The sequence below is a fragment of the Shewanella sp. KX20019 genome (assembly GCF_016757755.1).
GTDB lineage: Bacteria > Pseudomonadota > Gammaproteobacteria > Enterobacterales > Shewanellaceae > Shewanella.
Genome location: NZ_CP068437.1, coordinates 1,396,776 through 1,413,447 on the forward strand (window position 1 = coordinate 1,396,776; position 16,672 = coordinate 1,413,447).

Here is a 16,672-nt window from a genome sequence, read left to right on the forward strand (position 1 = left end):
TTTTACTTACCCCGCTCTGACTGCTAGTGCAGGTGCTGATGGCGTTAACTTTAACAGATCGCTTAGCTCAACATTTTTTGGTTTCACTAAAATGAAGCAATCTATCCAGTTCTCGAAATCACTTAAGATCATCTTGGCGTGTTCACTGTTGGTCTCTTTAACATGCTGCTCAATCAACTCGCGTAGATGTTGCTGCTGAATCGTTGACTGCACTTTATGGGTGTCGACCATCTCAGTATTGACGCGGCGATTAAAGCGGCCGAACTGGTCAAATACATAAGCAAAGCCACCTGTCATACCTGCGCCGAAGTTCACCCCGGTTTTACCCAGTACCACCACGATGCCGCCGGTCATGTATTCACAACCGTTATCACCTAACCCTTCAACCACGGCAATCGCGCCTGAGTTACGCACCGCAAAACGCTCGCCGGCTTGACCCGATGCAAACAACTTACCGCCTGATGCGCCGTACAAACAGGTGTTACCTAAAATGGTTGAACGCTCAGACTTGAATGGGCTGCCCAGCGGCGGATACACGCAGATCTTACCGCCTGACATGCCTTTGCCGACGTAATCGTTAGCGTCGCCGCAGAGCAATAACTCAAGCCCTGGAGCGTTCCATACGCCAAAGCTTTGGCCAGCACTGCCGTTAAATTTAAGTGTAATTGGTGATTTAGCACCATCACGGCCTGCATGGGTTGCGATGTAACCCGAAAGGCTAGCACCCACTGAGCGGTCGGTATTGTTGATGTTGAACATCTCACAGATGGATTCGCCCGCTAATACCGCCTCTTTGCAATCTTCAACAAGACGTTGATTTAATGTGCCAAGGTCTGATGGTGGATTGGTCTCTTGCCATGTTACAGCCGATGTTGCAGGCACTTGCGGACGATATAGAATTGGCGATAGATCCAAACCTTGCTGCTTAGCAGTTTCGCCCTCTAATGCCGCTAACCAATCACTACGGCCAACCAGTTGTTCAAACTCAGTGACGCCTAAGTCCGCCATGTACTCGCGGATCTCTTGTGCGACAAACTCAAAGTAAGTCATTACTCGCTCAGGCAAGCCGTGGTAATGCTCATTACGCAGTTGCTTGTTTTGGGTCGCGACGCCGGTAGCACAGTTGTTGAGATGACAAATACGTAGGTATTTACACCCCAGTGCAATCATAGGCACTGTACCAAAACCGAAACTTTCAGCGCCAAGCAGTGCAGCCTTAATCACGTCTTTACCGGTTTTTAAACCGCCATCGACTTGTAAGCGAATTTTATGGCGTAAGCCGTTAGTTACTAGCGACTGGTGCACTTCTGCAAGGCCCAGCTCCCATGGACTTCCGGCATATTTTACCGAGGTAATTGGGCTAGCCCCTGTGCCGCCGTCATAACCTGAAATGGTGATCATATCGGCGTAAGCTTTTGCTACACCGGTGGCGATAGTGCCGACGCCTGGCTCAGATACCAGTTTCACCGAGACTAAGGCCTTAGGGTTTATCTGTTTTAGATCAAAGATCAGCTGGGCCAAATCTTCAATCGAGTAGATGTCGTGATGCGGCGGCGGAGAAATTAGTGTGACACCAGGACGTGCATTACGCAGCGCGGCAATTTCTACGCTAACCTTGTCACCCGGTAGCTGTCCACCTTCACCGGGCTTAGCACCTTGGGCTATTTTGATTTGTAATACTTCGGCGTTAACCAAGTAATGCGCTGTGACACCAAAACGGCCAGAGGCAATTTGCTTGATGGCTGAGTTACCTTCGCTGTTAAAGCGACGTGGGTCTTCTCCACCTTCACCTGAGTTTGAGCGACCGCCAAGACGGTTCATTGCCACCGCTAATGCTTCGTGAGCCTCTGGGCTAAGTGCGCCAATACTCATGGCTGCGCTATCAAAGCGAGTGAACAGAGTTTTTGCGGCCTCGACGTTGGCAACATCAACTGGTGGCAGTTCACCTTTAACTTCAATCAAGTCTCTTAAGGTGGCAATAGGGCGATTATCAACTAATTCAGTAAAGCGTTTGTAGTTGACATAATCTTGGTCGCGAAGACTCGCTTGCAAGGTGTTAACCACATCTGGGTTGAAGCAGTGGTATTCGCCACCTTCAACGTATTTGAGTAGTCCGCCTTGGGGCAGTTGCTGATGCGCTCTAAAGGCATTTTTATGCAATAGTTGCTGGTCTTGTTCAATCAGGGCAAAACTGGCACCTTGAATACGGCTAATCACGCCGTTAAAACACAACTCAACCACTTCATCGGCTAGGCCTACCGCTTCGAACTGTTGACTACAACGATAAGAGGCTACGGTACTAATGCCCATCTTCGACATGATCTTACGCAGACCTTTGTCTATGCCCTGGCGGAAGTTGAGCATCAGGTCGCGGGTGTTTTCAACGCCATTACGTTTAGCGAGATCTGAGATGCACTCATACACCAAGTATGGGTAGATGGCGGTGGCGCCAAAGCCAAGCAGTACCGCAAAATGATGTGGATCACGCGCCGATGCGGTCTCTACAATAATGTTGGTGTCGCAGCGTAGGCTCTTATTAACCAGTATTTGCTGTACGGCGCCGACAGCCATAGCTGCTGGAATAACTTGCTTAGACTTAGCGGTGGCGCGATCTGACAATACCAGCAGTGTGGTACCTGTTCTGGCCAGTCGCTCTGCTTCATCACAAATACGTTTAACCGCGGCTTCAAGGCCTTCGCTTAAGTCGTAATTGAGATCGATGGTGTTAGCGCGATAGTAGGTGCTATCTAATGCCATTAGCTGATTAAAGTCGCTAAACAGCAGCACCGGTGAGTTGAACATTACGCGATAAGCGTGGCCAGTGGTTTCATTAAATAAGTTTTGCTCACGACCGGCGCAGGTGGTGAGTGACATTACATGTTTTTCACGCAACGGATCGATGGGTGGATTGGTTACCTGAGCAAACTTTTGGCGGAAGTAGTCGTAGATAGTGCGCGACTTTTTCGACAACACGGCCATTGGCGTATCATCGCCCATTGAGCCTGTGGCTTCTTCGCCTCGTTGCGCCAGCACCCAAATAACTTGTTCTAGCTCTTCACGGGAATAACCAAACTGCTTTTGATATTGCAGCAGCTGCTCGTCACTGTATTCGCGTGAGCCTTGCTCGCTCGGACCAAAGTCTTCTGCAGGCTTGAGTATTCTACTGTTCTTAGCCATCCACTCTTTGTATGGGTGGCGACGCTTAAGGTCGTTATCAATCTCAAATGAAGAGTACAGCTGACCATTTAAGGTATCGAGTACCAGTAGTTCACCTGGGCCAACACGGCCTTTCTCAATCACTTCATCTGGCGCGTAGTCCCAAATACCAACCTCTGAGGCCAGAGTTAAAATACGGTCTTTAGTGATGACGTAGCGTGATGGGCGCAAACCGTTACGATCGACGGCGCACGCTGCATGGCGGCCATTAGTCATTACAATTCCGGCAGGGCCATCCCAAGGTTCCATGTGCATAGAGTTAAAGTCGTAGAATGCTTTTAACTCGGCATCCATTTCTGGATTACTCTGCCATGCTGGTGGAATAAGCAAGCGCATGGCACGGTACAAGTCCATACCACCGGCAAGTAGCATCTCTAGCATATTATCTAATGATGATGAATCTGAACCGGTTTCATTCACGAATGGCGCGGCTTGCTGTAAGTCAGGCAATAGCGGCGCATGAAACTTGTAGGCACGGGCTCTTGCCCATTGACGGTTACAGGCTATGGTATTGATCTCACCATTGTGGGCCAAATATCTGAATGGCTGTGCCAATGGCCATTTCGGTGAGGTATTGGTAGAGAAGCGCTGGTGGAATAAACAGATAGCACTTTGCAGGCGTATATCGGCCAAGTCGCTATAAAATGAGGGCAGATCTGCTGGCATCATCAAGCCTTTATAGACGATGACCTGACCAGACAAACTGGCAATATAGAAATCTTTATCATGGCTCAGTTGCTGCTCTACGCGGCGTCTTGCCATATAGAGGCGGCGTTCCAAGTCTTTTTCGCGCCAACCAATGGGGGCATTAATCAGTACTTGAACTATTTGTGGCTGACTTGACTTGCCGATAGGACCTAAGACGTTAGAATTAACTGGCACATCTCGCCAACCTGCAACACTCAAGGTTTCTTTCTGTAACTCTTGCTCTAGTAGGTGTTTGGTTTGTGATGCCTGCTCTTCATCTTGGCTAAGAAAAAGCATTCCCACAGCAAAGCGGCGGCTTAAATGCCAATCATTCTCCACAGCAATTGCTTTAAAAAATTCCGTAGGCAGTTGCATCAATAATCCACAACCATCACCGGTACGTCCATCTGCGGCAATACCACCACGGTGTTTCATGCGGTCCAATCCCTGAATCGCGGTACGTACTATACGGTGACTCGCTTCACCGTCCATTTGAGCGATAAGCCCAAAACCACAATTGTCCCGTTCAAAACTTGGATGATATAAGCTCATTGGTACACTCCCTAACTTCAACTGATACTACTCGGGAGATAAAGCACAAAATATCTATATATATGCACCCGAATCAATCAAATTAACCCTAAGCGCACTAAAGGTCAAACCAATTTATTGCATAACATTTACACTAAACTAGTTAATTCATACGCTTGTTCCATAAGGTTTACCTTTACGTAAACTGTGAAAAAGCCTGTATAACCTTATGAATAAAAAGAATTTTAAATTTTACGTTTGTTTTTGTTTACCTGGTTGTAACAACTGTGGTGATTGTAGCCTATTTACAGAAAGTGATTTTTATTGCAAATACAGTGAAATGATAGTCACTTTAGGGTCTGACTAATTATGCATAAGCTAATATAATTACTCAGGTAATGTGTACAGGATAAAGATTGCAACGAAATTACGGTTATTTGAGCTAGCGCTAATTAATGATCTGCACAAATGAATAGAATGGCGCAAATTTTTAGGTTAGGTGGTTTGCTTTGGGCTTGGATAGTTACGTTAATACGTTTGGCAGTGTATGTAAGCAGCGATATGGGGAGCGGATCCGTAAGCTGACAATTGACGCTAAATTTACCTGTCCAAACCGAGATGGCACACTTGGCAAAGGTGGATGCACCTATTGTAACGTAGCCTCGTTTAGCCATGAGCACAAAACTGAACTGTCGATACCTGCGCAGTTAAGCCAAGGCCGTGAGCGACTTTCAACTAAACCCTCTAAGTACATTGCTTACTTTCAGGCGTACACCAGTACTTATGACGAGTATTTAGTGTTAAAGCAGAAATACGATGAAGCGATACAAGACAGCGATATTGTCGGCTTATGTGTCGGCACGCGTCCCGATTGTGTGCCAGATGAAGTGATTACCCTCTTGGCTGAATATCAGCAACAAGGGCTAGATGTTTGGTTAGAGTTGGGATTGCAAACGGCGAACAATCGAACCCTAAAGAAGATCAATCGCGGTCATGATTTTGAAACCTATGCAGATACAGTAAAGCGCGCCCGAGAAAAAGGTATTAAAGTCTGTACTCACCTGATTTTGGGCTTACCTGGTGAAGGCCATGCTGATTACCTCAATACGTTAGATAAAGTGTTGGACGCGGGTGTTGATGGGTTAAAGCTGCACCCGCTACATATTGTAGAAGGTAGTACCATGGCTAAAGCCTGGCGCAACGATAAAATGGATCTGTTAGCCATAGAGGATTATGCCTATAGCGTGGGAGAGTTAATCCGCCGTACTCCTGTAGATATTATCTTCCATCGAGTGACAGCTTATGCGAAAAAACCTATGTTATTAGCACCAGATTGGTGTGCTTTTCGTTGGGATGGTTTAGTGGCTATTGTCGATGATTTGAAAGCTAAAGGTGCGCAGGGCAGCAGTTTAGCTATAGTTCGAGCAAAGGTGACTTAAGTGGATTGTAATACTGTTAAATCTCCCGGGGTAAAAATCGCTACATTTGGCAATTAGTGATGCTTTTTGATTAAATCTAGGTTAATAAAAGGTTAAATTGGCAATGAATTTAGCTACATATGTCACTAGTAGTTGCGCCCACCATTTTAGCGGGTATTATGTGGTAAAATCGTCTTTTAAATACACGGCAAACATTTTGAGAGGTGCCTAGATGGCAACAGCTGAATTAGAATCAATTTTGGATCTTAATACACTGGAGCAGTACTGCAGTGCAATTGGCGCAGGTACGCTACTTAAAAGTGTCGTATTGTTTGAACAGCTAATGCCAGAATATGTTGGCAATCTAGTTAACGCATATGAAGCGAAAGATAAAGATACACTATGCAGTGAGGCTCATAAGTTTAAGGGAGCTGCTGGTTCTGTAGGCTTAAAGCGCATTCAACAGTTTGCGCAGTTATTACAGCACGGTGAAGAAGCTGCATGGGACAATGACCATTCAGCTTGGTTAAACGAAATTGTTAACCATGGCCCTAGCGATCTGCAAGAATTAAAGTTATATCTAGAGTCAAAAGCATAAGCTCTAATGCAAATATTGAGATGGCGCTGTTTAGGTAACTAAACAGCGCCATTTTTTTTACTCATGATTGTGTTCAAAAAACAGTTTGCGCTGCTTCACACTCTACTGCCGTTATTAAAGTGAAGGCATGGTAAAGTGTGATAGAGTTAAATAGAACCTTTCGATAAATAACGTCATTGGTAATCTGCTTTATGAAACATCTTCCGAGTCTAAAAAACCTGTTTTATTTGGTCAATTTACATCAAGAACAAAACTTTAATCGTGCTGCTAAAATTTGCCATGTTAGCCAGTCTACGCTCTCAAGCGGGATCCAGAACCTTGAAGAACAATTAGGGCATCAACTTATTGAGCGTGATCACAAATCATTTATCTTCACTGCCATTGGTGAAGAGGTGGTGTTGCGTTCACGAAAATTGCTAACGGATGTTGATGATTTAGTCGAACTGGTTAAGCATCAAGGTGAACCCATGACTGGCGAAATCCGCTTGGGCTGTATCCCCACGATTGCTCCATTTTTATTAAGCAGAGTGGTTCAGCACTGTAATGAAGTTTATCCTAATCTGACTTTGTTGTTAAAAGAGGACACCACCGACAGACTGGTCGATGCATTGGGTAAAGGTGAGCTGGATCTACTGCTACTAGCATTGCCCGTAGATACCAGCGGTTACCATAGTATGAAAGTGGGTATAGACCCGTTCAAAATGGTCGTGCATGAAGAGCTAACGGACGAGATCCATGAGCCGATTGATTATCAAGATTTGCCAGATGAGAGTATTTTCTTGTTACAAGCCGAACATTGTATTACTGGCCATGCTATTAGCGCATGTCAGTTAGCTGAGAGCACTAAAATTAATCCGTTTGCGGCGACAAGTTTGCATACTCTAGTGCAGATGGTGAATTGTAAGTTGGGCACCACATTCTTACCGCAGATGGCGATAGATGCAGGGATTTTAAGTAATACTGATTTGGTAACGATGGCGCCGCCTGGCGAAACACCCTATAGAGATATTGGTCTTGTTTGGCGTCAGACATCTAGCCGCATCCTGACATTTAGAACCTTGGGCCTAGAGATCCAGAAGTTGCTTGAACAGACTCACTAAAGTGATTTATCTCTGTGTTTAGTCCTGAAACTAAAAAAGCCGATAGATAACTATCGGCTTTTTTATGTGGGTTTTATACGGGATTTTTAGGCGTGACACCATAAACATCAATGGAGTGCTGTTTACCTTTTAGCTTAATTGGGCCAAGGTTATTGAGATTATAGCGGGTGTCAGGATAGTCGAGGCGTGATTTTAAAGAGCCTGAAATCAGCATTCTCTGGCCAAGTGGATTGCACTGATCTTGTAGTCTTGCCAAGGTATTGAGCACATCACTAAAGAAACTAATCTCCTGTTTTTGAACCCCCACGACAGCAGCTACAACTTGGCCACAATGCGCCGCAGCTTTAAACTTGGGTACAAAACCGTATTGCTCCTCAAAATATAGCCTCTGCCAGCTTAATTGCTGAGAAAAATCATGATAGATATTAAAGCAACGATCTTGCTTCACACCGTCTTTAAGTGGCCAATGTATGAGGACGGCATCTCCCATATAACGGTAGATCTCAGCTTCATTATTGGTGACAGTATCTGCCAATAGGCTAAAGCTATCTTGGATCAAACGGCTAAAGCGGTAATCGCCCAATGATTCTGCATGGGTGGTAGAAGCTACCATATCGAGATAAAGAAAAAGTCGTTGCTCATATCGAGGCTTATGATATTTGCCTAGACCAATGTTAAATAGCACTCTCGGGCCAACGAGTAGCGCCATCTGCTCGATAAAGGCGAGTCCCACTCTAACCACTACTAAGTAAACGATAAGAGCTTGGAAAGCTGGGCTATAAAGAATGTGGGCCGTGAGCATCTGACGTAAGGTTGTCATGTGGTTTTCGATTGCCCACATGTTGAGATACTGGGTGATATAAGCAAGCGTAGTTGCTCCCAGTAATAGAAATAGACCTTTAAAGATGACTGAGAACACATAGGGTAAGCGGTTGATGGCGCTAAAATCAGCAATTAGGTTCGACATCCAATGCAGGCTGCCAAAAATAATCCCCATATAAATCGAAAGCGTCGCTAAGTCAGCTGAGCCAATGGCCCACTGAGGAAGTTCTGGCGTTTGTGCGTATCTGAAAAATACGAAGGCCGCCATAGCTACAGTCCAAGCGAAAATAGCGAAGGCTAACTTCTTCGCTTGTATACGTGCTCTCACGATTTAGGGGGTATCCAACAGCTGCTGTTTTTACGATGGGCTAGTTTATAGAATATCACCATACTATTTCCAGTAGTATTTGTGATCTAAGTCAAATGATTGTGAGTTTTTGCGCCAAATTTACCTAAATATGGCCAGAAAGGATTTTTTGAGTGAATTGTGTCTTCAAATAAAAGCCACGAGGGTTGGTTTTAGACAATGCACCATTATGGTCAATACTTTGGGTGAGTACCTGACTGTTGGCAGCTTTTGGGCGTAATTGCAGTACTTCACCATGGCGCGCTGTAATTGTTTCGACTTTGCCCATGGTAATGAGCTCCATTATCTCTTCCCAATCTTGCTTTAATAGTGCCGTCTCTTCAGCGGATGGACACCACAATATTGGCGAGCCTATCTGACGCTCTGAAAGTGGGATCTCTCTGGCACCTTGAACAGGGATCCAAAGTACGCTTTGCAGCTTATGGCAAACGACGCTGTTCTCCCATGTTAGCCCTTGAATATTTGTCAGCGGCGCGACGGTAACATAGGTGGTTTCGAGTACTTTGCCGACTTGGTTAACAGGGATCGTTTTCAACTCTACCCCTAAATGAACAAAATCGGGTTCGGGCCTTGAGCCTGCAAGAGCGCCAAGTTCTAGCTCTATTAACTGACCGACCCAACCTTTGTGTCGCTTTAGATCTTTTGGAGATTTAATTTGATGGTAGTTGGCCAGTTGTCCAAGCGTAAGTCCTGCCATCGCTTCTGCGCGCGCCATGAGCTCTTCAAGTGTACTGGGTGGTTGAGTAGATTTTTTCATAGCAAAGATTTTACTAAATTTTTGCCATATAGCAAATGTGGTTAAAATATAAGCTAAAGTTTCTACGCTAGAAATACAGCGGGTTAAATAAATGTAAGTTATTGAATATAAATGTTTAAAGCCATTATTGATTTTAGTCCCAGTGTGACTTGTTCAGCTTACTCCTGTGCTTTAGCTATTTTTCCAACATAGTTATCCACAGTTTTATTGGATAACTTCAGTTTTTTGTCGCTCTACTGCAATGAATGTGATCTGTCAATGCCATTTTAAGCGGATTAACAGCTTTTTTCTGGCTATGTATACTTGAATTTGTGAATAACATCATTATGACTGTCTTCATTTTTTAGATTTTTAATTGACTGGTTAAATATCGTACCGTCAAGATTTTACCAAGATCGCTGCTCATTATGTTGCGCTTTAAATTGTTGTTTTTGAAAGCTTTAATGTAATTGTCAAATCAGTGCTTCGTTTTGCTATTTGATGATTTTTGTGAGGTTATTTGGGCTTTTAGATAGTTTCCAACAGAGATATCCACAGATTCTGTGGATATAATTGGCTTTTACCGATCACTCCTGTTGATAAGGTTGGTAATTACTTAGATTTATCCAACGAATATGCGGAACAGATATTTGCTGCAACGCGAGCTTTGTGAAACAATCAATTCATTAATAGTTAATAGTTTGGAGTCCATGTGATTGATAGTGACGGCTTTCGCGCAAATGTGGGCATCATTATCTGTAATCGCTCTGGGCAGGTTATGTGGGCTAGAAGATTTGGCCAACATTCCTGGCAATTTCCTCAAGGTGGCGTTGATGAAGGTGAGTCAGCAGAAGAAGCCATGTATCGTGAGTTATACGAAGAAGTAGGATTAAAGCCAGAACATGTGCAAATTCTAACATCTACACGATCTTGGTTACGCTATAGGCTACCGAAGCGATTGATCAGACAAGATAGTAAACCCGTTTGTATTGGGCAAAAACAAAAATGGTTTTTATTGCAGTTAAAAAGTGCTGAAAGTGCCATTAATTTAAATGCCAGTGGCCACCCTGAGTTCGATGGTTGGCGCTGGGTAAGTTATTGGTACCCCGTTAGACAAGTAGTGTCATTTAAACGCGACGTTTATAGAAAAGTCATGAAAGAGTTTGCGCCGACAACTCTGCCTTTGCAGATTAAAGAGTCGATACCGAAAAGAAGAGGTATGCGCAGGAGCTAAGGGAGGTTTGCGTTAGTGCTAAAAACACTTAGGGATATAACACAAGTTGTTGCTTCAGCCAGAGATCTAGAATATGCGCTGCAGCAGCTTGTAACGCAAACCAAATTAGCCATGGCAACGGAGTGCTGCTCTGTCTATATATTGGAAGAGCAACGACTTGTCCTATCTGCAACAGATGGATTAGAACCCGATGCTGTTAATCGTGTGAGTCTGCCACTGACTCAAGGGTTAGTTGGCTTGGTGGCACAGCGTGAAGAAGCGGTAAACCTTGCCGATGCATCTGCTCACCCTCGATTTAAGCTACTTCCACAAGTGTCAGAAGAAGCTTATAGCGCATTTCTGGCAGTTCCCATCGTGTATCAAAAGTCTGTTATAGGCGTTATCGTCGTTCAACAAAGCCAAGCAAGACTATTTAGTGAGGGAGAAGAAGCCTTTTTAATGACGCTTGCGGCGCAGCTCGCGATGGCGATTAAAGGGCTAAAGCGCAAGGCCGTGGTGAACCACACTGCACTGCAGCCGCTATTTTACGAGGGTAAATCAGCCTCAAAAGGGATTGCGATTGCTAAAGCATTGCTACTCGGTGGGCAGATATCGTTTAATCTGACAGAAGTTAAGATAACAGCGGTTAGCCAGGAAGAGGTGCGGCTTAAATTGGCGATGAACCGTTGTAAGGACATTCTTGGTGGCTTATCTCAACGTTTTGATAGAGAAAAAGATCAAGAAGCAGCTTCGATTTTTACTGCATTATTGCTGTTACTCGAAAAAGCTAGTTTAGGCGGCGAGTACATAAAAGAGATTAGGTTAGGCTGGAGTGCTGAAACGGCAGTATGCCGTGTTTCTAAACGATATATTGCTCATTTTAATGAGATGGAAGATCTCTATCTAAAAGAGCGTGCTAGCGACATCAAAGATATTGGCCGGCGTGTACTTCGGCAATTGATTGAGCCAGAGAAGATAATTCTTGAGCCAGAAACTCCGGTTATTTTGATTGTTCGAGAGGCGAGTACTACGTTACTGGCTGAATTCCCAAGGCAGAAACTCGCTGGTATCGTCACCGAACTCGGTGGGGTTAACTCCCATGCAGCGATATTAGCTCGAGCATTAGGCGTGCCCGCGATCATCGGCGTTAATGGCATTTTGAATGCAGACCTTGATAAACGACAAGTGATTATCAACGCCAATAGAGGCCAGTTGCTGGTTGAGCCTTCCGCGACCATACTATCTGAATATAAGAGTCTAATCGCGGCTGAGAAAGCGCTGCAGCGTCGATATGCCGCAGAATTACCTTTACCGACGGTGACGGTTGATGGCTTAAGAGTCTATCTTTATATCAACAGTGGTTTGATTAGCAGTATTGATTCCGATACAGGCTGTGATTCTGACGGTATCGGCTTATACCGCACCGAAATTTTATTTATGCTGAAGCAGTGTTTCCCTGGTGAGCAAGAGCAGTTAGAGATCTATCGAAAAGTACTCACAGCAGCCAAAGGTAAGCCGGTAGTAATGCGTACATTGGATGTTGGTGGTGATAAGCCGCTTGAATATTTCCCGATCGTTGAAGATAACCCCTTTCTAGGTTGGCGCGGAATAAGGCTTAGTTTAGATCACCCCGAGCTGTTTTTAGTGCAGTTAAGGGCGATGCTACAAGCGGCAAGTGATCCTGACCAGTTACATGTTTTGCTGCCGATGGTAAGTAACTTAGAAGAGATTGACCTTGCGTTAGTCTACTTTGAACAAGCGCATCAAGAGCTAACGGCTGAGCTCGGTAGAGTCATATCTATGCCGAAGATCGGCATCATGTTGGAAGTCCCTGTATTACTTTATCAGTTAGATGAAGTTGCAAAGCGGGTCGACTTTGTCTCTGTTGGCTCAAACGATTTAACCCAGTACCTGCTTGCAGTGGACCGTAACAACCCTAACGTAAATGCGCTGTTTGATAGTTATCACCCTGGCGTGCTTCGGGCGCTTAAATTTGCCGTTGACCGCTGCAAAGCCAATCAACTGTCTATTAGTGTGTGCGGTGAATTGGCAGGCGAACCTACAGGTGCAATGTTATTAGTTGCCATGGGGTACGATCAACTCAGTATGAACCAAGCGAGTTTATCTCGGATCAATTATCTACTGCGTCGAGTATCAAAAAAAGAGCTCAGTACGCTGTTAGATGAAGCGCTTATGCTTGCCTCTGGAGAGGATGTAAGGCTACTTATCAGCGATTATTGCGAGAAAAAAGGCTTAGTGGCTCTGCTTAACTAGCGTTCGCTATTAACTAACTGAGCCGATTGCTTTAAGCTTTGGGCACTAATTGATGATTTTAAGGGTATTAGCGTGGAAAGCTGGCTTGTAGTATTTAGCATATGTCTGGCGCTTGGTGCTGTTATCGGTTTCATGGCCGGGTTATTGGGTATTGGTGGTGGGCTAATTGCTGTGCCGGCCTTACTGCATATTTTGCCCAGTGTCGGGGTCCCAGCAGAGCATCTACCGCATGTTGCCATTGCGACGTCGCTCGCGGCGATTATTTTGACCTCTTTATCTTCTGCTCGTGCCCATCACAAACGTGAAAATATCCCTTGGCAGCTGTTTCGAACCATGTTGCCAGGGTTTGTACTTGGTGCAATTTGTTCCGGCTTTATTTCAGAATTAATTGCAGCGACTCTGTTACAGCAAATTTTTGCTGTTTTTGTCATGTTGATGGCTATTCAGATGGCTTTCCCGATGAAGCCAAACTCAAGTCGTGAAATGCCCAGTGCTATGAACCTATTTTTAGCTGCGGTAATGATTGCGCTAATCGCTGGCTTGATGGGAATTGGTGGTGGTGTGCTCATTATTCCGTTCCTGACTTGGTGCGGATTACAGATGCGCTATGCAATAGGCTTGTCATCTGCAACGGGTTTACTCATCGCGCTATTTGGTAGTATTGGTTATACATTGGCTGGGTGGAATGTTGCTTCATTGCCGGAGGGGACATTAGGCTTTATCTATCTACCTGCATTACTCGGCATAGTGGCCACATCGATGTTAGTTGCACCATTAGGTGCCAAGGCTGCGACTAATTGGCCAACTGCTAAGTTGAAAAAAATATTTGCCATATTCTTGGCCATTGTTGGCCTGAAGCTGGTACTAACATAATGCTACTACAGCAATAGAGTAGCTTGTCATTGAAATTGAACCGGCGCTAATTCGGTCATTTTGTTTTTATAGGTAAATTGTCATGAAACAGTATTTAGCACTTTGTCAAAGGATCCTTGACGAAGGTACATGGGTTGAAAACAGTCGTACAGGTAAACGCTGCCTAACAGTTATTAATGCTGACCTGGTCTACCATGTTGATAAGAATGAGTTCCCGTTAATCACCACTCGTAAGAGCTTTTGGAAAGCGGCGATTGCAGAGATGCTTGGCTATATACGTGGTTATGATAGTGCGGCTGATTTTCGTCAAATTGGTGCTAAAACTTGGGACGCAAATTCTAACGATAACCAGGCTTGGCTCGATAACCCCTATCGTAAAGGAACTGACGATATGGGGCGTGTATATGGTGTCCAAGGCCGCAGTTGGAACAAACCTGACGGTGGCTCAATTGATCAATTACGTAAAATTGTCGATAACTTATCTAGAGGAGTTGATGATAGAGGCGAGATCCTCAGCTTTTATAATCCTGGTGAGTTTCATATGGGGTGTTTAAGACCTTGTATGCACACCCATAATTTTTCGTTACTTGGCGATACACTGCACTTAACGAGCTTTCAACGCTCTTGTGATGTGCCCCTTGGGCTTAACTTTAACCAAGTGCAAGTGTTTACGCTATTGGCGTTAATAGCACAGATTACTGGCCTTAAAGCCGGTACTGCCTATCACAAAATTGTTAATGCCCATATTTATGAAGATCAATTAGAGTTGATGCAAAATGTGCAGCTAACCCGTAGTCCATTTGAATCACCAAAGTTATCCATAAACCCAGATATTAAATCATTAGAAGATTTGGAAACATGGGTAACAATGGCTGACTTTGAAGTGACAGGCTATGAGCATCATGACGCTATCCAATACCCATTTTCTGTTTAATTAAAGCCACAGGGGCTCGCTTTGTTCGATATTTTCGAGGCGAGTCATTTTATGGAAGTGAATATTTAGTCATTTTTTTAGTCAAAAAGTTGCTGCTTAATAGATAGTTCATGTATTTCATCGCTTTAACTTGTACATTTTCAACCGAATATCCGCTTATTACTTACCCATATTTAATTATATACTCTTCTGATTGATATTTAGTCATCTCAGGCTCATACTTGATACCTCGGATATTCCGACGTATGAAGCTGATGCAAACGATTATTCAGATCGTATGTAATCGGCTACACTCGTTACATTGAGATTTTATGGAGCGTAATATGGAACGGGCTATTAGGAACTTTTTAAGCCAAGAGTCAGCTGGCGGCATTCTTTTGATGATCGCAGTTGTACTAGCAATGATTTTAGCTAACTCGCCACTAGCGGGAATGTACCAAGGTTTTCTTGATACAGAGATGCAAGTGCGTGTGGGCACTTTAGATATAGACAAGACATTAATTCACTGGATTAATGATGGACTGATGGCTCTTTTCTTTATGCTTATCGGTCTAGAAGTAAAAAGAGAACTTCTAGAAGGGGCATTATCGAGTAGAGCGCAGGCGTCATTACCGACCTTTGCTGCCATCGGTGGCATGGTTTTCCCTGCTGCTGTGTATCTTATTTTTAATTACTCAGATCCGATCACACAGGTTGGCTGGGCAATTCCTGCTGCGACTGATATCGCATTTGCATTAGGGATCATGGCGCTTTTAGGTAGCCGTGTTCCGGTTTCATTAAAAGTGTTCTTGCTAGCATTAGCCATTATCGATGATTTGGGAGTAGTTGTTATTATTGCTCTATTCTATAGCACTGATTTATCGACTATAAGCTTAATGGTGGCAGCTGCAGCGATTATCGGCTTGATAGGACTTAACCGAAAAGGCGTTACTGCACTCGGCCCCTATGGCGTATTAGGTATGATTTTGTGGATAGCAGTGTTGAAGTCAGGTGTTCATGCCACGTTAGCCGGGGTTATTATCGCTTTCTGTATTCCGCTGCGTGCTAAAGATGGTTCATCACCGTCGGAAAGTTTAGAACATAGCCTACATCCGTGGAGTACGTTCATCATCTTGCCTATCTTCGCTTTCGCTAACGCTGGAGTTGATTTAAGCGGCATGAGCTTAAGCTCATTGTTATCGCCTGTACCGTTAGGGATAGCACTTGGTCTGCTCGTCGGTAAGCCACTGGGTATTATGTTATTTAGTTTCCTTGCGGTAAAACTTAAGCTCGCTGTTTTACCTGAAGGCGTCGGTTGGAATCAGATCACTCCAGTGGCAGTGATGTGTGGTATTGGTTTTACAATGTCTATGTTTATCTCTTCGCTTGCCTTTGTTGGTGAGGGTCAGGTGCATGGTGACTATGCGAGACTGGGCATTCTGTTAGGTTCATTTGCTTCGGCAACGATAGGCTACTTTTGGTTATCTAAAGTGTTACCTCAGAAAGGAGAGAAAGCATGAGAATAGCCCTATTAGCACTGATATTAACATTAGGTTTTAGTACTGCAGCTTCTGCCTCGCAGATTAAGGCCTGCAATGAAGATACACAAGATGCTCATTGTCTGAATTACTTAGAGGGTGTCGTTGATGGAGCTCTTATGTATAAAGGCGCCGCAGTTGGTGAGCGCTTAGAATCAGATAGTTATGAGTCTCGAGCACTTAAATATCGCGGGGGTAAGCGTTTTCAAGAAGCGAACCGTACCTTCTGTCAGAACCGAATCCCTGACAGAGACGTGTTAGTCGCTGGACTTGCTGAAGCGTTTAGCGTTGGCAAAATTGAAAATACGGAAGATCTGTCAACGGCGATGTTTGGCTTGATGGATTGCCAACGTCTGAAGTAGTTCAATAACAAAAAGGGTGGCATT

Annotated in this window: 12 protein-coding genes; 9 read left to right on the forward strand and 3 right to left on the reverse strand. The window is 44.4% G+C overall.

Annotation, left to right across the window (positions count from 1 at the left end; translation table 11 throughout):
* Positions 1-6: 6 nt before the first annotated feature.
* Positions 7-4,455, reverse strand: a complete 4,449-nt coding sequence (gene gltB / locus JK628_RS06120; RefSeq protein ID WP_202288527.1) for a glutamate synthase large subunit — start codon at positions 4,453-4,455, stop codon at positions 7-9.
* A gap of 488 nt (positions 4,456-4,943) precedes the next feature.
* Between gltB and JK628_RS06125 the strand changes: the two genes are divergently transcribed.
* From JK628_RS06125 to oxyR, 3 genes are all read left to right on the forward strand, one after another.
* A complete protein-coding gene (locus JK628_RS06125) occupies positions 4,944-5,873 on the forward strand; it encodes a TIGR01212 family radical SAM protein (protein WP_202288529.1) in 930 nt (309 codons plus the stop codon).
* Between the two features lie 211 nt (positions 5,874-6,084).
* Entirely contained in the window at positions 6,085-6,450 is a 366-nt protein-coding gene (locus tag JK628_RS06130) for an Hpt domain-containing protein (protein WP_202288531.1), read from the forward strand.
* Positions 6,451-6,641: 191 nt separating this feature from the next.
* Entirely contained in the window at positions 6,642-7,550 is a 909-nt protein-coding gene (gene oxyR, locus JK628_RS06135) for a hydrogen peroxide-inducible genes transcriptional activator OxyR (protein ID WP_202288532.1), read from the forward strand.
* A gap of 73 nt (positions 7,551-7,623) precedes the next feature.
* Here oxyR and JK628_RS06140 read toward each other — a convergent pair whose 3' ends face one another.
* Both JK628_RS06140 and mutH read right to left on the reverse strand, forming a co-directional pair.
* Positions 7,624-8,700 carry an adenylate/guanylate cyclase domain-containing protein gene (locus JK628_RS06140; RefSeq protein WP_202288533.1) on the reverse strand — a complete coding sequence of 359 codons (1,077 nt, stop codon included), beginning with the start codon at positions 8,698-8,700 and terminating at the stop codon, positions 7,624-7,626.
* A gap of 124 nt (positions 8,701-8,824) precedes the next feature.
* Positions 8,825-9,496 carry a DNA mismatch repair endonuclease MutH gene (gene mutH, locus JK628_RS06145; RefSeq protein WP_202288534.1) on the reverse strand — a complete coding sequence of 224 codons (672 nt, stop codon included), beginning with the start codon at positions 9,494-9,496 and terminating at the stop codon, positions 8,825-8,827.
* A 691-nt stretch (positions 9,497-10,187) separates the two neighbouring features.
* On the opposite strand from mutH, the gene rppH reads away from it, so the two are divergent.
* The 6 genes from rppH to JK628_RS06175 all read left to right on the forward strand — a co-directional run bounded on the left by rppH (position 10,188) and on the right by JK628_RS06175 (position 16,648).
* Positions 10,188-10,709: an RNA pyrophosphohydrolase gene (rppH, locus tag JK628_RS06150; protein ID WP_202288535.1), complete on the forward strand. Its 522-nt coding sequence runs from the start codon at positions 10,188-10,190 to the stop codon at positions 10,707-10,709.
* A gap of 15 nt (positions 10,710-10,724) precedes the next feature.
* Positions 10,725-12,962: a phosphoenolpyruvate--protein phosphotransferase gene (ptsP, locus tag JK628_RS06155; RefSeq protein WP_202288536.1), complete on the forward strand. Its 2,238-nt coding sequence runs from the start codon at positions 10,725-10,727 to the stop codon at positions 12,960-12,962.
* A gap of 72 nt (positions 12,963-13,034) precedes the next feature.
* Positions 13,035-13,835, forward strand: coding sequence for a sulfite exporter TauE/SafE family protein (locus JK628_RS06160; RefSeq protein WP_202288537.1), 801 nt, complete (start codon positions 13,035-13,037; stop codon positions 13,833-13,835).
* Positions 13,836-13,917: 82 nt separating this feature from the next.
* On the forward strand, positions 13,918-14,769 hold the full coding sequence (locus JK628_RS06165; RefSeq protein WP_202288538.1) for a thymidylate synthase: 852 nt from the start codon (positions 13,918-13,920) through the stop codon (positions 14,767-14,769).
* 323 nt (positions 14,770-15,092) lie between these two features.
* On the forward strand, positions 15,093-16,268 hold the full coding sequence (gene nhaA, locus JK628_RS06170) for a Na+/H+ antiporter NhaA (RefSeq protein WP_202288539.1): 1,176 nt from the start codon (positions 15,093-15,095) through the stop codon (positions 16,266-16,268).
* On the forward strand, positions 16,265-16,648 hold the full coding sequence (locus JK628_RS06175; protein WP_202288541.1) for a hypothetical protein: 384 nt from the start codon (positions 16,265-16,267) through the stop codon (positions 16,646-16,648). The genes nhaA and JK628_RS06175 overlap by 4 nt, the downstream gene beginning before the upstream one ends.
* Positions 16,649-16,672 lie beyond the last annotated feature (24 nt).